Source organism: Thalassospira sp. MBR-102 (genome assembly GCF_040549275.1).
Lineage (GTDB): Bacteria > Pseudomonadota > Alphaproteobacteria > Rhodospirillales > Thalassospiraceae > Thalassospira > Thalassospira xiamenensis.
The window spans coordinates 107,012-122,325 of the sequence record NZ_JBEPTC010000013.1; the positions used below are offsets into that span (position 1 = coordinate 107,012).

The 15,314-nt window shown below is 53.9% G+C and carries 18 protein-coding genes; 13 read left to right on the forward strand and 5 right to left on the reverse strand.

What is annotated here, in order from left to right:
- Nucleotides 1–34 precede the first annotated feature (34 nt).
- The 5 genes from ABIE64_RS19070 (at nucleotide 35) to ABIE64_RS19090 (ending at nucleotide 5,624) form a co-directional block, all read left to right on the forward strand.
- Complete coding sequence (locus ABIE64_RS19070) at nucleotides 35–1,435, forward strand: aspartate aminotransferase family protein (protein ID WP_354378263.1); 1,401 nt, start codon at nucleotides 35–37, stop codon at nucleotides 1,433–1,435.
- A gap of 522 nt (nucleotides 1,436–1,957) precedes the next feature.
- Nucleotides 1,958–3,175 carry a 5-aminolevulinate synthase gene (gene hemA, locus ABIE64_RS19075; protein ID WP_354378264.1) on the forward strand — a complete coding sequence of 406 codons (1,218 nt, stop codon included), beginning with the start codon at nucleotides 1,958–1,960 and terminating at the stop codon, nucleotides 3,173–3,175.
- Nucleotides 3,176–3,928: 753 nt separating this feature from the next.
- Nucleotides 3,929–4,348 (forward strand): nucleoside diphosphate kinase regulator, encoded by a 420-nt coding sequence (gene rnk / locus ABIE64_RS19080; RefSeq protein WP_354378265.1) that lies wholly within the window; start codon nucleotides 3,929–3,931, stop codon nucleotides 4,346–4,348.
- A gap of 148 nt (nucleotides 4,349–4,496) precedes the next feature.
- On the forward strand, nucleotides 4,497–5,036 hold the full coding sequence (locus tag ABIE64_RS19085; RefSeq protein WP_007090909.1) for a hypothetical protein: 540 nt from the start codon (nucleotides 4,497–4,499) through the stop codon (nucleotides 5,034–5,036).
- A gap of 75 nt (nucleotides 5,037–5,111) precedes the next feature.
- Nucleotides 5,112–5,624 (forward strand): GNAT family N-acetyltransferase, encoded by a 513-nt coding sequence (locus ABIE64_RS19090; RefSeq protein WP_037989965.1) that lies wholly within the window; start codon nucleotides 5,112–5,114, stop codon nucleotides 5,622–5,624.
- 59 nt (nucleotides 5,625–5,683) lie between these two features.
- On the opposite strand, the gene ABIE64_RS19095 is transcribed toward ABIE64_RS19090, so the two are convergent.
- Nucleotides 5,684–6,427, reverse strand: a complete 744-nt coding sequence (locus tag ABIE64_RS19095) for an SDR family NAD(P)-dependent oxidoreductase (RefSeq protein ID WP_071239676.1) — start codon at nucleotides 6,425–6,427, stop codon at nucleotides 5,684–5,686.
- Between the two features lie 184 nt (nucleotides 6,428–6,611).
- Here ABIE64_RS19095 and ABIE64_RS19100 point away from each other — a divergent pair, with 184 nt between their 5' ends.
- Nucleotides 6,612–7,301, forward strand: a complete 690-nt coding sequence (locus ABIE64_RS19100) for an SOS response-associated peptidase (protein ID WP_071239675.1) — start codon at nucleotides 6,612–6,614, stop codon at nucleotides 7,299–7,301.
- 48 nt (nucleotides 7,302–7,349) lie between these two features.
- On the opposite strand, the gene ABIE64_RS19105 is transcribed toward ABIE64_RS19100, so the two are convergent.
- Both ABIE64_RS19105 and ABIE64_RS19110 read right to left on the reverse strand, forming a co-directional pair.
- Complete coding sequence (locus ABIE64_RS19105) at nucleotides 7,350–7,538, reverse strand: hypothetical protein (protein ID WP_063095421.1); 189 nt, start codon at nucleotides 7,536–7,538, stop codon at nucleotides 7,350–7,352.
- A gap of 213 nt (nucleotides 7,539–7,751) precedes the next feature.
- The gene (locus ABIE64_RS19110; protein WP_051682248.1) at nucleotides 7,752–8,609 is read right to left on the reverse strand and encodes a universal stress protein; all 858 of its coding nucleotides are present in this window, start codon (nucleotides 8,607–8,609) and stop codon (nucleotides 7,752–7,754) included.
- A gap of 322 nt (nucleotides 8,610–8,931) precedes the next feature.
- Between ABIE64_RS19110 and ABIE64_RS19115 the strand changes: the two genes are divergently transcribed.
- Nucleotides 8,932–9,237 carry an ArsR/SmtB family transcription factor gene (locus ABIE64_RS19115; RefSeq protein WP_007090903.1) on the forward strand — a complete coding sequence of 102 codons (306 nt, stop codon included), beginning with the start codon at nucleotides 8,932–8,934 and terminating at the stop codon, nucleotides 9,235–9,237.
- A 70-nt stretch (nucleotides 9,238–9,307) separates the two neighbouring features.
- Here ABIE64_RS19115 and pdxH read toward each other — a convergent pair whose 3' ends face one another.
- Nucleotides 9,308–9,928, reverse strand: coding sequence for a pyridoxamine 5'-phosphate oxidase (gene pdxH, locus ABIE64_RS19120; RefSeq protein ID WP_354378266.1), 621 nt, complete (start codon nucleotides 9,926–9,928; stop codon nucleotides 9,308–9,310).
- Between the two features lie 148 nt (nucleotides 9,929–10,076).
- Between pdxH and ABIE64_RS19125 the strand changes: the two genes are divergently transcribed.
- The 4 genes from ABIE64_RS19125 (at nucleotide 10,077) to ABIE64_RS19140 (ending at nucleotide 12,432) form a co-directional block, all read left to right on the forward strand.
- Nucleotides 10,077–10,553, forward strand: a complete 477-nt coding sequence (locus tag ABIE64_RS19125) for an RT0821/Lpp0805 family surface protein (RefSeq protein WP_007090901.1) — start codon at nucleotides 10,077–10,079, stop codon at nucleotides 10,551–10,553.
- Nucleotides 10,554–10,721: 168 nt separating this feature from the next.
- Complete coding sequence (locus ABIE64_RS19130) at nucleotides 10,722–11,645, forward strand: DnaJ C-terminal domain-containing protein (RefSeq protein WP_037989973.1); 924 nt, start codon at nucleotides 10,722–10,724, stop codon at nucleotides 11,643–11,645.
- 107 nt (nucleotides 11,646–11,752) lie between these two features.
- Nucleotides 11,753–12,166 carry a DUF411 domain-containing protein gene (locus tag ABIE64_RS19135; protein ID WP_139328280.1) on the forward strand — a complete coding sequence of 138 codons (414 nt, stop codon included), beginning with the start codon at nucleotides 11,753–11,755 and terminating at the stop codon, nucleotides 12,164–12,166.
- On the forward strand, nucleotides 12,166–12,432 hold the full coding sequence (locus ABIE64_RS19140; protein ID WP_040059693.1) for a hypothetical protein: 267 nt from the start codon (nucleotides 12,166–12,168) through the stop codon (nucleotides 12,430–12,432). Before ABIE64_RS19135 ends, ABIE64_RS19140 begins: the two co-directional genes overlap by 1 nt.
- 22 nt (nucleotides 12,433–12,454) lie before the next feature.
- Here ABIE64_RS19140 and slyA read toward each other — a convergent pair whose 3' ends face one another.
- Entirely contained in the window at nucleotides 12,455–12,955 is a 501-nt protein-coding gene (gene slyA / locus ABIE64_RS19145) for a transcriptional regulator SlyA (protein ID WP_354378267.1), read from the reverse strand.
- Nucleotides 12,956–13,170: 215 nt separating this feature from the next.
- Between slyA and ABIE64_RS19150 the strand changes: the two genes are divergently transcribed.
- A complete protein-coding gene (locus tag ABIE64_RS19150) occupies nucleotides 13,171–14,514 on the forward strand; it encodes a mechanosensitive ion channel family protein (RefSeq protein WP_354378268.1) in 1,344 nt (447 codons plus the stop codon).
- Nucleotides 14,515–14,615: 101 nt separating this feature from the next.
- Complete coding sequence (locus ABIE64_RS19155; RefSeq protein ID WP_354378269.1) at nucleotides 14,616–15,314, forward strand: thermostable hemolysin; 699 nt, start codon at nucleotides 14,616–14,618, stop codon at nucleotides 15,312–15,314.

The following is a 15,314-nucleotide window of genomic DNA, read 5'->3' on the forward strand; positions in this document are numbered from 1 at the left end:
ATCAGGAACTTTCCTGCACGAAACAGAGGTTATCATGACCACAGACGCCACCATCGCCCCAACTGCCCCATCGGCCAAAGGCAATTCCGCGGCCAGCCGCGATATCGCAAGCTATCTGCATCCCTATACCAACCTGGCCGCGCACGAAAAAACCGGGCCGCATATCATTTCAAAGGGCCACGGGATTTACGTGACCGATGACAATGGCCGCGATTTTATCGAGGGCATGGCCGGTCTTTGGTGTGCATCGCTTGGTTTTGGCGAAAGGCGCCTTGTTGAAGCAGCAACAAAGCAGCTTGAAACCCTGCCCTACTATCACACATTCGCATCGCGCAGCACCAACCCGGCGATTGATCTGGCCGAGAAGCTTCTTGAACTTGTACCCGTCCCGATGTCCAAGGTGTTCTTTGCCAATAGCGGTTCAGAAGCAACTGATTCTGCGGTGAAGATGGTCTGGTATTATCACAATGCCATCGGCCAGCCGGAAAAGAAAAAGATCATCTCGCGCAAGAAGGGTTATCACGGGGTGACGGTGGCTGCGGCCTCGATGACAGGGCTTCCGGGCAATCACAAAATGTTTGATCTGCCGATTGACCGCATCATCCATACCGAAACCCCGCATTACTGGCGCGAAGCCCAGCCCGGCGAGGAAGAAGAAGATTTCGCGACCCGTCTGGCCGAACAGCTTGAAGACCTGATCCAGGCCGAAGGCCCGGAAACCGTCGGCGCATTTATTGCAGAACCGATCATGGGGGCCGGTGGCGTCATCGTGCCGCCGCGCACCTATTTCGAAAAGGTGCAGGAAGTTCTGGATCGTTACAATATCCTGTTCATTGCCGACGAGGTCATTTGCGGTTTTGGGCGGACCGGGCGGATGTTTGCCACCGAAACCTTCCGGCTCAAACCCGACATGATCACGGTCGCCAAGCAGCTTTCATCGGCCTATCAGCCGATTTCGGCCCTGTTCATCAACGACAAGATTTATCAGGCGGCGAAAAAGGCATCCGATGAAATTGGTACCTTTGGCCATGGCTTTACCTATTCCGGCCATCCGGTCGCGGCCGCAGTCGCCCTTGAAACGCTGCGCATCTACGAAGAGGACGGTATTGTCGAACATGTCCGCAATGTCATGTCGCCGTTCCAGAAACGCCTTAAGGACCTGAACAAATTTGAACATATCGGCGAAACCCGCGGACGCGGGCTGATTGGCGCATTTGAACTGGTCGCTGACAAATGCCTGAAAACACCAATGCAGCCTGTCGGTGCTGCCGGTAAGGCGGTTGTTGCAAAATGTATGGACCACGGTGTGATCCTGCGTGCACTTGGTGACAGCGTTGCCTTTTGCCCACCACTGATCATTACCGAAGAACAGGTTCATGACATGTTCGACAAGGTCGAAGCGGCCCTTGCGGACTGGCATGAAAGCCTCGGCTAAATCCATAACATTCCAGAAAACACATTAAAAACAAGCACCTGCCGCCGCACTCCAACGAATACGGCGGCAGGGAAATAGCCTTAAACTTCCGAAATGAAACAATCGATAGATTTTGCCGCTTGTTTAAATTGATTTAATTGTGGGTCGGAAGTCCTTTCAAAACCTTGCCAAATGCGATCAATAGCGCCAAATTGGAAAGTGAATGGGGAACCGCCCAACGCCACGAGATGGCGTGATCGACACACAATGAATGGACGCCTTCTTTGACAGCGTGGTTCGCAGTGAAGCTTTGCTGAAAAGTTTTAGCTGAAACTGGAATCGCTTTAAAATTTTTGACAAGGGTCAATGCCAAGTCGGAAGCCATGTCCGATAAGGAAGTTATCAAGACCCGGTCAGACGGGACCATGCTGAACCGGAGATGTACGCATATCCGGCCAGGACCAGAGCTTTACCAAGGGAGAGAGAACGGGATGAGACACAAGCCCGTACCCGCGGTAAAGAGACAGGCGAAAGACACAAAAGATGAATTATAACACCTTCTTTAAAGACGCGTTGTCCGGCCTCAAGGCTGAAGGCCGTTACCGCGTGTTCGCCAATCTTGAACGTATTGTCGGTGAATTTCCCAAGGCCATGTATCACCCCGATAACGGTGATACACCGCGCAAAATTACGGTCTGGTGCTCAAACGACTATCTCGGCATGGGGCAACATCCCACGGTTCTTGAAGCCATGCAAAACGCCGTCACCGGTCAGGGCGGCGGGGCGGGTGGCACACGCAATATTTCCGGCTCCAACCATCTGCATGTCGCGCTCGAGAATGAACTCGCCGATCTGCATGGCAAGGAAGCAGCCCTTCTGATGACATCGGGCTATGTCGCCAACTGGACGACGCTTTCGACCCTTGGCTCGAAGCTGCCGGATTGTGTGATCATTTCCGACTCGTTCAATCACAATTCCATGATCGAAGGCATGCGCCATTCAAAGGCGGAACGCCGGATCTGGAAACATAACGACGTCGAACATCTTGAAGAAATCCTGCGCGATCTGGGGCCGAACCGCGCCAAGATCGTTGCGTTCGAGTCCGTCTATTCAATGGATGGCGACATCGCACCGATCGCCGAAATCCTTGATCTGTGCGAAAAATACAACGCGATTTCGTATCTCGACGAAGTCCATGCGGTTGGCATGTATGGCCCGCGCGGCGGCGGCGTCGCCGAACGCGACGGCGTGATGGACCGCGTTGATATCGTCCAAGGCACGCTTGCCAAGGCCTTTGGCGTTATTGGCGGCTATATCGCCGGTAAAACCGAAATCGTCGATTTCGTGCGCAGCTTTGGCAACGGCTTTATCTTTACCAGCTCCCATCCGCCCAGCATCGCGGCTGGTGCCTTGGCATCGGTTCGCCACCTCAAAGACAGCAATGTCGAACGCGAAGCGCAGAAAGAACGTGCCGAAACGCTGCGTGAACGTATGCGTGCCGCCGGTCTTCCGGTCATGGATGCGCCAAGTCATATCGTGCCACTGATGGTGGGCGACGCCAGCATGTGCAAGGAAGCCAGCGACCGGTTGCTATTTGATCACGACATCTATGTCCAGCCGATCAACTATCCGACCGTACCGCGCGGCACAGAACGGCTGCGCTTTACCCCCGGCCCGTTTCACAATGATGAACTGATCGATCACCTGATCGATTCACTTCTGACCGTTTGGGGCCAGTTGGGCATCGCAAAAGCGGCATAAAGCGGAAAATCACGCGATCCGCGACGGAACACATAAGACCGGCACAGACATGACCATGTGCCGGTCTTGCTTTTTATGCACCAATAAGATCATTCAATTTCAAGACCGTTATGCTAGACTGATCCAGTCATGTTGAAGCAGCAATTAAACATTCGTTTTGTAATCAATGCGGGTTCCCTTCTCGCAGGAGCCTTACCCCGAGTGGGGTGAGGAACGTATTCCTATACCTGCACTCGGGGTTTTGAAGTCAAACCTTCAATGACCTTCGATGAACATCCAACCGGATCGTTTGGCAGGCAGGATTACAATGACAGCTTTGAAATGCCGTGCTTTGGGTGGCATTCCCCCAAACAGCATCACATGCACGCAAACACACGATGTGCGCACGCGTCATATCGGTCGCTCCCAGAAATTCAAACGACTTGAAACTTTGCGCCCTCTGACAGGCTGGCTCTGCCCGGGCGATTTCATCTGCTTTTCGATTAATGATCAACCGCCACAGACATCGTTCCTGAGCCTGAACCTAACCAAGCCTCAAAGCCATGATTGGCAATATCAATGATCACTCAGCCAACACTGGTGGCAACAGTCGCGATCCGAACGTCGTTGATTTGCGCAGTTTTATCGGCATGAAACCACGCACAGTCAGAAGGCTCCCCCTTCAGGGGGGTGAGCTTTTGGTCCCGTTCGACTGAATCCTGTTTGCGACCTTATGTTTCGCAACATCACATCCCATCCAAAGGACTTTTCGAAATGCAAACCACTATCAAAACCTTCACTGAAACCCAGTCCCATGATCCGGCCGTTTTCATCGATCAGACCATCGCCGATCAGCTTGAAAATCTTGCACGGGCCAATATTGGCCGGAACCCGATTGTCGCCAACCGACTGCTTGACGAAATAGACAGGGCCGTGATCGCCACACGATCCGAACTCCCCCCTGATGCCATCACCATCGGATCGGAAGTCACATTCCGCGACAATGCGACCGGTGGCATGCAAACCATAATTCTTGTCATGCCCACCGAAGCGGACATATCCACCCAGCGGATTTCGGTCATGACACCGGTTGGAGCAGCCCTGATCGGTATCAGAAAGGGTGAAACCATCTGGTGGCAAACGCCCGATGGTGAAGTCCGGGAACTGACCGTTCATGACGTCGTTGCCCCCTGAACGGGAACGATATGTCTTTGACAGTCTGTTTGCGGAATCATGATTGTGATCTATATTCACCGGTGCCGGAGTTTCTCCGGCATCGATATCTTGCAATTAAGAACCGTTCGCGTTAACATAGGTGCCTGCAACATGACAGGGACCGTTTATGTATTCGGATAGAACATTGCTGCCCAAAGAATGTCTGCGCCTCTGCGCACTTGGCACCCTTGCCCTTTCGGACAAACCGATCAGCTATGCCGATCTGGCCAATTCAGTGCGTCATTTTACCGCCCATATCATGGGGCCATCGCTTGATATGATGGGAAGCTCGCTTCAGCTTCTGAAGCTTGAAGGGCTGGTGCGCGAGGATTGCAATAGCGGGTCCTATTCAGATGCACAATTGTCGCTGACCAAGGCCGGGCACGATAAATTTCAGGAATTGATGCAGGGCACGCTTCGCGATACGTCGGGCGAACTTTCGCGGCTTGTCATGGCGCTTAAAATGCGGTTCTTGCATCTGCTTGATGACGAAACCCGTCGCGACCAGATCGAAATCCTGCATGACGTTTGCGAACTGGAACTTGATCGCGTTCTGGCACTGCGTGAAGACCACGCAAACGAAGCCGCCCCGTTTACCGGATGGCTTGATATGGAAGCCCGTCGGCTGGAGCAAAAGCGCGACTGGCTTAAAAGCCTGTTGGTCTAATTGATTTTCCCGTTATAGTCGTGTGACAGACCTGCAGGTAGCAGGCGTGAAGTCACAGGATGGGACGGGACGATCATGCTTATACGCGATGAGACAAAGTCCGATATTCCGGCAATCCATGCATTGCTGGCCAGCGCATTCGCAACAGCCCCTCATAGTCAGCAAACTGAACATCTGATCGTCGATGCCTTGCGCAAAAAGGGCAAGCTCAGCATTTCGCTTGTCGCGATTGAAGATAACGAACTTGTCGGGTGCGTAGCCTTCTCACCGATTACCATCGATGGTAAAAATATCGACTGGTTCGGCCTTGGGCCGGTTGCGGTGTGTCCCGACCGACAGGGTTTTGGCATCGGATCGGAACTGATTCAGGCTGGCATTGCACGCTTGCGGGTCAATGATGCGGCGGGGTGCGTGGTTCTGGGCGAACCTGATTATTATAGCCGGTTCGGCTTTGCTCCCCTGCCCGACCTGAAACTGGACGGCGTCCCGGAACAGTATTTCATGGCACGTCCGTTGATTGATGATATTCCGGCGGGCAAGGCTGAATATGATTCGGCATTTTACATTTCCTCGAACCACCACCGATAAAAAACAGCCGTAAGTTCCTGGCTGTTTTTTTTCGATCAAAGCCCTACAGACTTGCAAAATCAGTACAGATGCTGCCCACCGGTTACGAAAATTTCCGTACCGGTAACATAGCTGCTGTCCTCCCCCACCAGATAATGAACGGCGGCGGCGACGTCTTCGGGGGTGCCCATTCGGTTCATCGGAATACGCGGCACCAGTGCCTCGTATTCCGGGGAAATCATTGCGGTTTTGATCTCGCCGGGTGCCACGGCATTGACCCGCACGCCCAGTTCGGCAAACTCCACCGCCATTTCACGTGTCAACCCCGAAAGGGCGGCCTTGGACGTGGAATAAGCCGATCCGGCAAACGGATGAACATAGTGGCCCGCGATCGAGGTGATATTACAAATCGCCCCCTTGCCGCGATGCAGGGCTGCGGCAAAGCCGCGCGACAAAGTCAACGGGGTAAAGAAGTTCAGTTCGAAGACATCACGCCATGCCTCGATATCGCCATTCAGGCAGCCGAGCCGTTCTTTATACGGCGTCTTGGGCGATACCCCGGCATTATTGACCAATGCATGCAGCGGATCATCGCCAAGAACTTCGTTGGCCTGCTTGATGAAAAGCTCGACATCTTCGGGTTTGGAAAGATCGGCGGCAATATGAATGCCCTGAGCCGGATCACGCGGGCAACTGGGCGGCGGAGCTTCACGTGAACAGCAAATCACCCGCCAGCCGCGCGCGGCAAAATAACCGACCGTAACATGGCCGATCCCCCGGCTTGCGCCAGTCAGGACAACGGTTTTCGGGGCAGTGGCATTCATTGGGTGGCTCTTTCAAATCCCGCGCGCCGACGTGGCACGTTATATCGTATCGTCATCTTCTTATAGCATTGCGATCCGTCGCAAGCACGCATCGCAACACGCGTTCCTATATAGGACGAAGGTTGTATCAAAACCAGTCAAACGGCTATGATCATTGTCAATTAAGGAACGAACAGACAATCCGATGTGCAGCCAATACCAGCTTATCAACGACATGAACGCGTTTCAGGCACAACTGGCCATCGACCTTAGCGATATCATTCGCAAGGAAGCATCGGATTTTGCAGCCGACCGCGATGTAGACGGGCGGGATGCAGATCGACGAGATACCGAAAAGCCATTGGAAGACGCGAACCAAGCCGCATTTGAAAGCCTGTCTGGCATTCGACGCCCGACCGATCCGGTGATTGTGATCCTGCCGGGTCAAAAGGCTGCCTCGCGCCGTTGGGGGTTAAGCGTTTCAACGCTGAATGCGCCACTGATCAATGCCCGTGCCGAAACCCTTGATCAGAAACCAACCTTTCGCCCCTTGCTGGATCGGCGTTGCCTGATACCAGCGACAAGCTGGTTTGAATGGCGCAAGGACGGCAGGGCAAAGCACAAGACCCGCATCACCCTGCCAGATCATCAGCCAGTGCTGTTTGCCGGGCTTGAAAACGGACGCGAGGCGGTCATCATCACCTGCGCCCCCGCACAGGCAATTTCACATATCCATGACCGGATGCCCGCCGTGATCGGGCCAAACCATATCGCCGGATGGCTTGATCCGGTCAACGGATTTGACGCCGTGCGTCACATGCTGGGCCCCGTGCCCAATCATGTTCTGGATTGGTGCGAAGAAGATGTCTTTGAAAAAAAGAATTCGCGAAAGTGAAAAGACCAGATCAACCTGTTCTGATCGGGACATCAGGGACTTTGTAAGTTATTCGCCATCCACATCGTTGGCGGCACATGGTGCTTCATTGCAATTGCTAACAGGGCCAGCAGCAACACCGGAATAGCTTGCAACCAAAGCGCCAAGATCGGGCAAGCCGACATTCTGACGGGTAAGTTCCCGGCTCAGATCCTCGGACATGGATGCGAAATCAATGACATCGCGAAGTGATAACATGGGATTTTCCCCTGCCAGACGTTTCTTCCACTGTTCTTTTATCGGGCGAAGGCCTCGTTGATCGGGCCGTCGTCTTTGTAAGATTTCAGTAACGGTGGCGGGTTTTGTTCGCAGACGCAACAAAAAAGGCGCAAAAGACTACGCCTTTTTTGTCATATACCAATGATCATACAAATAATCATCCGGATTTCAGGATGTTACGTGACCTATGGGTCAATGCATTATCCAAAGCGGCAAAGTGCATTTTGCCAGCATATCCTGTGTAACACCGCCAAGGATCATCTCCTTGAACCGCGAATGGCTGTAAGCGCCAAGTACGATGCTATCGGCACCGACCTTTTCTGCCTCGGATATCAAGGCATTAGCAACGTGCGACTGTTCGGGCAATTCGGACACCCGTGCCTCGACTCCGTGCCAAAGGAACTGTTCGGCCAATGCTTTGGCACAGGCACGCCCATGGGGGACTTCGCCGACACTGACGATGGTGACTTCCTTGGCCGTACGCAAAAGTGGCATGGCCGATGTCACGGCACGGGCGGCTTCCACTCCGCCATTCCAGGCAATCACGACTTTTTCGCCAACGGTTTCGGGTGTTTTTTCCGGCGCAACCAGCAACGGACGACCGGTTTCCATCAGGGCGGCATCAAAAGTAAGCGACGCGGCAGCTTCGCGCGGTTCGCGGCCAATGACCACAAGATCAAACAGACGGCCACGTCGGGCAACGGTTTCGTCTTCACGGCCATTGTCGCGCCGCCATGCACAGGTCGCCTGAAGATCGGCCATCGGAACGGCGGCCTCGGCAACGGCGGCGGCATCACGCGCCGCATCATAGGCAGCACGCCCGCGGGTTTCACGGCGCTGGGTTTCGTTTTCAGCTGCCCGCATCATTTCTTCGATGATCAGGCCCGACATGCCTTCCCCGACAATCGGGATCGCATCTTGTGGTTCGGCGGCAACAAACAATGCCTCAAGATGTGCATCAAATCTTTTGGCCGTCCGGAACGCCAGATCCAGTACACGCTGATCAATGTTCGAACCTGCCACCGGGGCCAGAATTGTTCTTACTGCCATCGCACTCACTCCCGAGAATTGTTGTGTCTTCCGACACGTGTGCCTTGTTGCGATCACTACAATGCGTCAAGACGTCAGAAAGGGACAGTCTGCAACCAGAAAACGCATCTTTCCTTGTTCAAGATCAAAACTTTTATAAAAGATCCCGTCCATGCATTGAAAAGGGGCTTTCCCCTACGAAATGCTTAGGCGGAGAAAGAAACCAGTGTAACATCAAACCAATGCATTGCCGAATGCCGAAGATTAATCATCCTATACGGTTTATCGGTCTTAACGTGCCAGAAAATAGCCGGACTGACTTCGAGAATGGATACTGCCTGCGATGCCCTATAAAAACTTGCATGAAAACGCTCGCGAGGCTGCCGAGTTCCTGAAAACATTGGGAAACGAGTGGCGTCTGATGGTTTTATGTTCGCTTGGAACAACAGAAAAATCAGTCAGCACGCTTGAAGGTGAACTGGGTATTAAACAATCTGCACTGTCGCAACATCTTGCCCGTTTGCGCCGCGAGGGACTGGTCAAGACACGCCGGGAATCGCAAACCATCTATTATTCACTGGCCAATCCCGAGATCATGAAAATCATCGTCGTGTTACAGGAAGTCTTCTGCCCGTCAGAAGAATACTGATCAAACCAGCCAAACAAAAACGCGCGAACCAACATTCGCGCGTTTTGCATTTTCAGAACAGCCTTCCACATCATGGGAAAAGCTTTTGCAGGTTCCAGCCCTTATCCTCGGCATCGCGGGTGTAAAGCTGGCGATCATGCAGGCGGAACTTGCCTTCGGACCAGAATTCGATGCGATCAGGTATCAGGCGGAAGCCGCCCCAATGCTCCGGGCGAGGTACTTTGCCCAGCCCAAATTTGGCGGTGAATTCGGCAACCCGTTTTTCCAGATCGAACCGGCCACTCATCGGACGGGACTGGGTTGAAGCCCACGCGCCAAGCTGGCTGCCGCGCGGTCGGGATGCGAAATACTCGTCGGACTCCACACTATCGACCTTGGTCACCGCCCCCTCGATGCGAACGCATTTTTCAAGCGACTTCCAGTGAAAGCACAATGCGGCAAAGCTGTTTTCGGCAAGTTGATCGCCCTTGCGGCTTTCATAGTTGGTGTAAAGAACAAAACCGCGCTGATCAAAGTCCTTAAGCAGTACAATACGCGCAGAAGGCCGCCCGCGCGCATCTGCTGTCGCCAGCGTCATCGCATCCGGATACGGTTTCTCCTTGTTTTTCGCCTCTTTAAACCACACGTCAAAAAGATCGAAAGGTACGGCATGATCTTCATGCCCCATTTTTGGCGTATTTTTTTCGTCCATTGGGGTCAGGATTCCTTTGATAGTTCAAAATCCGCACCAAATTCGAAAGATACGGGTTTTGGATATACGTGAAACGACGCAATCAAGATCGTTCCGTAGATACAGAACATATCGGTTGGGACAGGAAAGACAAGGTAGGCAAAAAAATATGAAATTTCGTCATATCGTAATCCCCGTCATGATGACCGCATTCATTGCCGGTTGCGCACAGGATCAAGGCCAGAAACAAACCGCAGGCACCCTTTTGGGCGCGGTTGGTGGTGCTGTTGCCGGTGCGCAGTTCGGCAAAGGATCGGGACAGCTTGTCGGTGTGGCACTTGGTACACTGGCTGGCGCCTTTATCGGCAGTGAAGTCGGCAAGTCACTGGACAATGCCGACCGCGCGATCATGGCACAAAGCACGCAGCGCACCCTTGAAAGTGCGCCGACGGGCCAGACATCGACCTGGAATAACCCCGATACCGGGGTTCGTGGCACGGTAACCCCGACCCGGACCTATCAGGAACCGAAAACCCAGGAATATTGCCGTGAATACCAGCAGACCGTCACCATCGGCGGCAAGCAGGAAGAAGCGTACGGCACCGCATGCCGCAAGCCGGATGGAAGCTGGGAAGTTGTAAACTGACCTGCGCGAAACGACATAAAAAAAGCGGCGCGTTCCTTGCGAACAGCGCCGCTTTTTCATATCTGAGCCATGTCAAGGACAGCAATAAAAACAAATGCCTTCCTTGCAACAGCCAATACAGGCCTATAATACATTTATAGCGTTTCCCATTTTCCAACCGGTCAGGCGATGCAGGATCCCTACAAGACTTTGGGCGTTGCCAAAAACGCCACCCAGGACGAAATCAAAAAAGCCTATCGCAAACTTGCGCGCGAATTGCACCCGGACGTCAATCCCGGTGACACCAAGATCGAAGAGCGGTTTAAGAAAGTTTCGGCCGCCTATCATCTTTTGGGGGATGCCGAACGTCGCAAAAAATATGACGCGGGCGAAATTGATGCCGATGGCCGTGAAACCGGGCCGTTTGGCCGTGGCGGCGGTGCGCGTTATAGCGGCCAGGCTGGCGGTGATCCGTTTGGTTTTTCCGGTGCCAATGCCGAGGATATCTTTGACGAGATTTTCGGCAAGGCTGGCCGCGGCGGCGGGGGCGGCTTCGGTGGTTTTGGTGGGCGCAGACAGGCCGAAAAGGTCAAAGGACCCAATATTTCCTATGAGCTTAGCCTTGATCTGGCCGAAGCCATTATCGGCACGACCAAGCGCATCAATCTTGCCAGCGGCAAAAGCCTTGAAGTCCGCATCCCTGCCGGAAGCGAAGATGGCCAGACCCTTCGCCTGAAAGGCCAGGGAATGACCGGCATGAATGGCGGGGAAGCGGGTGACGCGCTGATCAAGCTGCATGTCCACCCGGACAAGGTTTTCCGTCGCGAAGGCAATGACCTGCATTGCGATCTTGCGATCAGCCTGGCCGAAGCAATCCTTGGCGGGTCTATCGAAGTCCCGACGATCAATGGCAAGGTCAGCATGAAACTGCCCGCCAACGCCAATAGCGGCACGAAATTGCGGCTACGTGGCAAGGGTGCGGCATATGACCGGGGTGACAAACGCGGCGATCAATATGTACATCTGACCGTCAAGCTGCCCGAAGATCGCGACGATGAACTGATCGATTTCGTACGAGAATGGTCGGAAAAACATCCTTACAAGGCACGTTAACACGGGTAGCCCGGCCACGCCCGATTGCGGCTTGACCGGGCTCAAGACTCGCACCTGCTCGAACAGGCATTCTGCCTTTGCAGTTTTATCTGACAAAGGTAGAAGTCATGAAACCCATTGCTCTTTCTACGATTCTGGCCGGTATCGCCCTGATCGGGTTGACCGCATTTGTCGGCACATCGCGCCCGACGCTTGAACTTTCATACACGAATGATTGCCAAGACAGCATCGATTGGCAAAACCGCCTTGAGGCCGAAGGTTTTGACGTTCGCGCCGCACAGGTCAGCAACCTGTCCCTTTCAGAACAACAGGCAATGATGATCACCCCTGCCCCGATGCGCGATTGCAAGATCGGTCGGGTTGCGGGTTATAGCGTGATCGGCGAGGTCCCGTCTGGCGATATCGTTACACTTTTGCGGCGCAAACCGGCGGATGTTATCGCGCTTGCCCTTGATGGCCCGACACAGGAAACCGTAGCGATCCATTATGATGGATCAGTCGAGCGGCGCAGGTCAGAATAATGAAATATCTTTCGCGCTTGCGGCTTGCCTTTACCGGGATCGGCATGGTTGCGGTTGGCATTTTATGGGGCAGTGCTGCAATGGTCTGGTTGTCATTGCCCGGCGGCTCGCCGACATTCATGCCCGCAAACAGTTTACTGCCCGCACTTGCGATCAGCCTTGCGATCTTTGGCGGGCTCGGCTTTGGGGCCGCAGTTCTGACCGAACGATGGGAACGCGAAACCCTGCGGAACCGATCACCCGACCAAGCACTGCCTCACAGGTAGATATAAAACGGTGGAAACGGTTTTAGGTTTTCCCCCGTCCAACCATGATGATGTCCTTGTCCTGTTCACTTCCGGCAAAGGCATCGAACTGTCTGCCGATTTTTTTGAACACGGTCAGACAATGTTCAAGTTCTTCATCGGTAACATCGGCAAAAATCTGGGCGCGGACCCCTTGTATGACCGCCTGAATCTGTCGAAGCGCCGGTTCGGCCTTTTCGGTCAGGTGAACCGTTTTTGCCCGCCGGTCATCGAGGACTTCGCGCCTTTCGATCAATCCCTTTTCCTCCAGCCAGTCCAATGTCCGCACCAATGTCGGTCCCTGCACCCCGGCAATACGCGCCAGCTCCTTTTGCGTCAGGTCATGATCGGTCGTGCTGAGCCGAAACAGGATGATCCAGCGCGCCTCGGTCAGGATAAAGGGCGATAAACGCCGGTCGACTTCCGCACGCCATTGCCGGGCAAGCATGCCCAGCCAGAAACCGAACTGTTCACGCGATGCATTGCTATCTTTGGAAATTGTCATGGGGGGAGATACCTGCGGGAGGTTTTTGATCCTAAAGATTTAGATAGATAGCTATCTAACGTCAAGGAAACCAAAGCCAAAAGACGCATCTTTCGCAGAACCAACCAGAACACGAAGAATTAGCACCCTATCTCCCGCAGGCGGTTTCGCGTTACCATATGAAATATAATGCTTTCCATTCGCCAATCATAATACAGGGCAAAATCAGGGGACGTATGGAGCAATTCTGGAATCCCGACCAGCTCGTGATCTGGCTTGAACAGGCCGCTGCATGGGTGGACAACAATATCTTGCTGGTTCCAATCCTGTTACAGATCGGGGCATGTTTGCTGTCGGTGATCCCTGCCCTGTTGCTGCGCAGGCCGCTTTCGCGCCAACTGGCGCGCTTGCAAAACTGGCGGGCGCTTTTGCACTATGCCGGGTTCCGTCGGTTGCTGGCGGTTTTACCCGATCTGGCGTTTCCGATCATTCTGGTTCTGCTGATCTGGTTTATTGATGCGGTCGCGATACAGGCGGGGCTGCGGCACAATATCCTGCGCCTTGTCGCAAGCCTTCTGAATGCGTGGATTTTCATCCGTCTGGGCACGGCGGTGGTGAATGATCCCGTCTGGGCCCGCAGTATCGCTATCATTGCATGGGGGCTGGCCGCCCTTAACATTGTCGGCTGGCTTGATCCGGCAATTGATCTGCTGGACAGCCTTGCCCTTCATATCGGGCAGTTTCGGATATCGGTGTTTGGCATCCTCAAGGCAATGCTGTCTTTGGCGATCCTGCTTTGGGTCGCGTCATTTGCCTCGCGCATTTTCGAACAACGTATCCAGAAGGTTCACCGCCTGACGCCATCGGTTCAGGTGCTTATGTCCAAGCTTCTGAAACTTGTGCTGCTGTCGATTGCAGTTTTGTTTGCGCTTTCGACCATCGGTGTCGATCTGACCGCGCTTGCTGTCTTTGGTGGTGCCATCGGTGTCGGCATCGGGTTTGGTCTGCAACGGATTGTCGCCAACCTGATCAGCGGCGTGATCCTGTTGCTGGACCGGTCGATCAAGCCGGGCGACGTGATTGCGATTGGCGATACATTTGGCTGGATTCAGTCGCTTGGCGCGCGTTACACCGCCGTTCGCACCCGCGACGGTACCGAATTCCTGATCCCCAACGAAGACCTTATCACCAATCAGGTGGAAAACTGGAGCCACTCGGACGTCAAATTGCGCCTGAAGGTTCCGGTCGGCATTGCCTATCGTTGCGATCCGCATTTCGCGATCAAATTGTGTAATGAAGCCGCAGCAAAATGCGCGCGCGTTCTGGATAATCCCGGCCCGAACACACTGCTACGCGGCTTTGGCGATAATTCGGTCGATCTTGAAATCCGCTTCTGGATCACGGATCCACAAAACGGACGAGGCAATATCATCAGCGAGGTATTGCTCAATGTCTGGGATAGCTTCAAGGAAAACGAGATCGAAATTCCGTTCCCGCAGCGCGATCTTCATCTGCGCAGTTCCGATGGTACGGTAAAGATCGAAATCCCCGGCAATGCCTCAGAAAACACTGCCCGCTAAAACAACATTTCCAAGGTTTTTGCTTTAACAACCCCTCATTCAGGTTGCTGTCAGGTTCCGGGCCAAGAATGCGCTATCAACGCAGTCGAAGGCCCAATGGCATGCTTCACCTGAATTATAATGAAAACGGTTTCCCCGCCGCCAAGCTCAGCTTCCAGAAACGCGGTTTTCTGGATCATCTGCAGATGCGTGCCTGTGCCATTTCGGTGCTGACACTTCTGGCGACAGAACGACCAGAAGTCGAAACATTCATCGCCAATATCTATGCCGATGCCTATGACGCCGCGATCCGCGTGCAATATGGCAGCCTGATGAGTGTCCGCGACGATGCCGGACGGATCGTCGCCGCCCTTGGTTTCCGGTCAGCCGGGCATGGGCCACTGTTTCTTGAACAATATCTGCCCGCGCCAATCGAAGTGATCCTTGGTGTACCGCGCCATCAGATTGTCGAGATCGGCAATCTGGCGTCCTCGGGCGGTGGGGCGTCGTCCTTCCTGTTTGCGGCACTGTCGGCCTATCTGCACCATAACGGCTTTAAACAGGCGGTTGCGACCGGCACCGACGGTATCGAAAAACGCCTGCGTAAAATGGGCCTCAAGCCCGTTCGCCACGCCCATGCCGATCCATCATGCCTGACGGAAAACGAAATCGACTGGGGCCGGTATTACGACACGTGCCCGCATGTTCTGTCTGGTTCGGTCGAACATGGTTATCGCCGCCTTCAGACATTGCTGGGTGCAGAATACACCCACATTCGCCCGCGCCTTTATCCCCATCTGCAACATAACGGCGAGAAATAA

Excerpts from the sequence above, each read along its gene's own strand:
- ABIE64_RS19070 (WP_354378263.1), top strand. The coding sequence starts at position 35 with ATGACCACAGACGCCACCATCGCCCCAACTGCCCCATCGGCCAAAGGC.
- hemA (WP_354378264.1), top strand. The coding sequence starts at position 1,958 with ATGAATTATAACACCTTCTTTAAAGACGCGTTGTCCGGCCTCAAGGCT.
- rnk (WP_354378265.1), top strand. The coding sequence starts at position 3,929 with ATGCAAACCACTATCAAAACCTTCACTGAAACCCAGTCCCATGATCCG.
- ABIE64_RS19085 (WP_007090909.1), top strand. The coding sequence starts at position 4,497 with ATGTATTCGGATAGAACATTGCTGCCCAAAGAATGTCTGCGCCTCTGC.
- ABIE64_RS19090 (WP_037989965.1), top strand. The coding sequence starts at position 5,112 with ATGCTTATACGCGATGAGACAAAGTCCGATATTCCGGCAATCCATGCA.
- ABIE64_RS19095 (WP_071239676.1), bottom strand. The coding sequence starts at position 6,427 with ATGAATGCCACTGCCCCGAAAACCGTTGTCCTGACTGGCGCAAGCCGG.
- ABIE64_RS19100 (WP_071239675.1), top strand. The coding sequence starts at position 6,612 with ATGTGCAGCCAATACCAGCTTATCAACGACATGAACGCGTTTCAGGCA.
- ABIE64_RS19105 (WP_063095421.1), bottom strand. The coding sequence starts at position 7,538 with ATGTTATCACTTCGCGATGTCATTGATTTCGCATCCATGTCCGAGGAT.
- ABIE64_RS19110 (WP_051682248.1), bottom strand. The coding sequence starts at position 8,609 with ATGGCAGTAAGAACAATTCTGGCCCCGGTGGCAGGTTCGAACATTGAT.
- ABIE64_RS19115 (WP_007090903.1), top strand. The coding sequence starts at position 8,932 with ATGCCCTATAAAAACTTGCATGAAAACGCTCGCGAGGCTGCCGAGTTC.
- pdxH (WP_354378266.1), bottom strand. The coding sequence starts at position 9,928 with ATGGACGAAAAAAATACGCCAAAAATGGGGCATGAAGATCATGCCGTA.
- ABIE64_RS19125 (WP_007090901.1), top strand. The coding sequence starts at position 10,077 with ATGAAATTTCGTCATATCGTAATCCCCGTCATGATGACCGCATTCATT.
- ABIE64_RS19130 (WP_037989973.1), top strand. The coding sequence starts at position 10,722 with ATGCAGGATCCCTACAAGACTTTGGGCGTTGCCAAAAACGCCACCCAG.
- ABIE64_RS19135 (WP_139328280.1), top strand. The coding sequence starts at position 11,753 with ATGAAACCCATTGCTCTTTCTACGATTCTGGCCGGTATCGCCCTGATC.
- ABIE64_RS19140 (WP_040059693.1), top strand. The coding sequence starts at position 12,166 with ATGAAATATCTTTCGCGCTTGCGGCTTGCCTTTACCGGGATCGGCATG.
- slyA (WP_354378267.1), bottom strand. The coding sequence starts at position 12,955 with ATGACAATTTCCAAAGATAGCAATGCATCGCGTGAACAGTTCGGTTTC.
- ABIE64_RS19150 (WP_354378268.1), top strand. The coding sequence starts at position 13,171 with ATGGAGCAATTCTGGAATCCCGACCAGCTCGTGATCTGGCTTGAACAG.
- ABIE64_RS19155 (WP_354378269.1), top strand. The coding sequence starts at position 14,616 with ATGCTTCACCTGAATTATAATGAAAACGGTTTCCCCGCCGCCAAGCTC.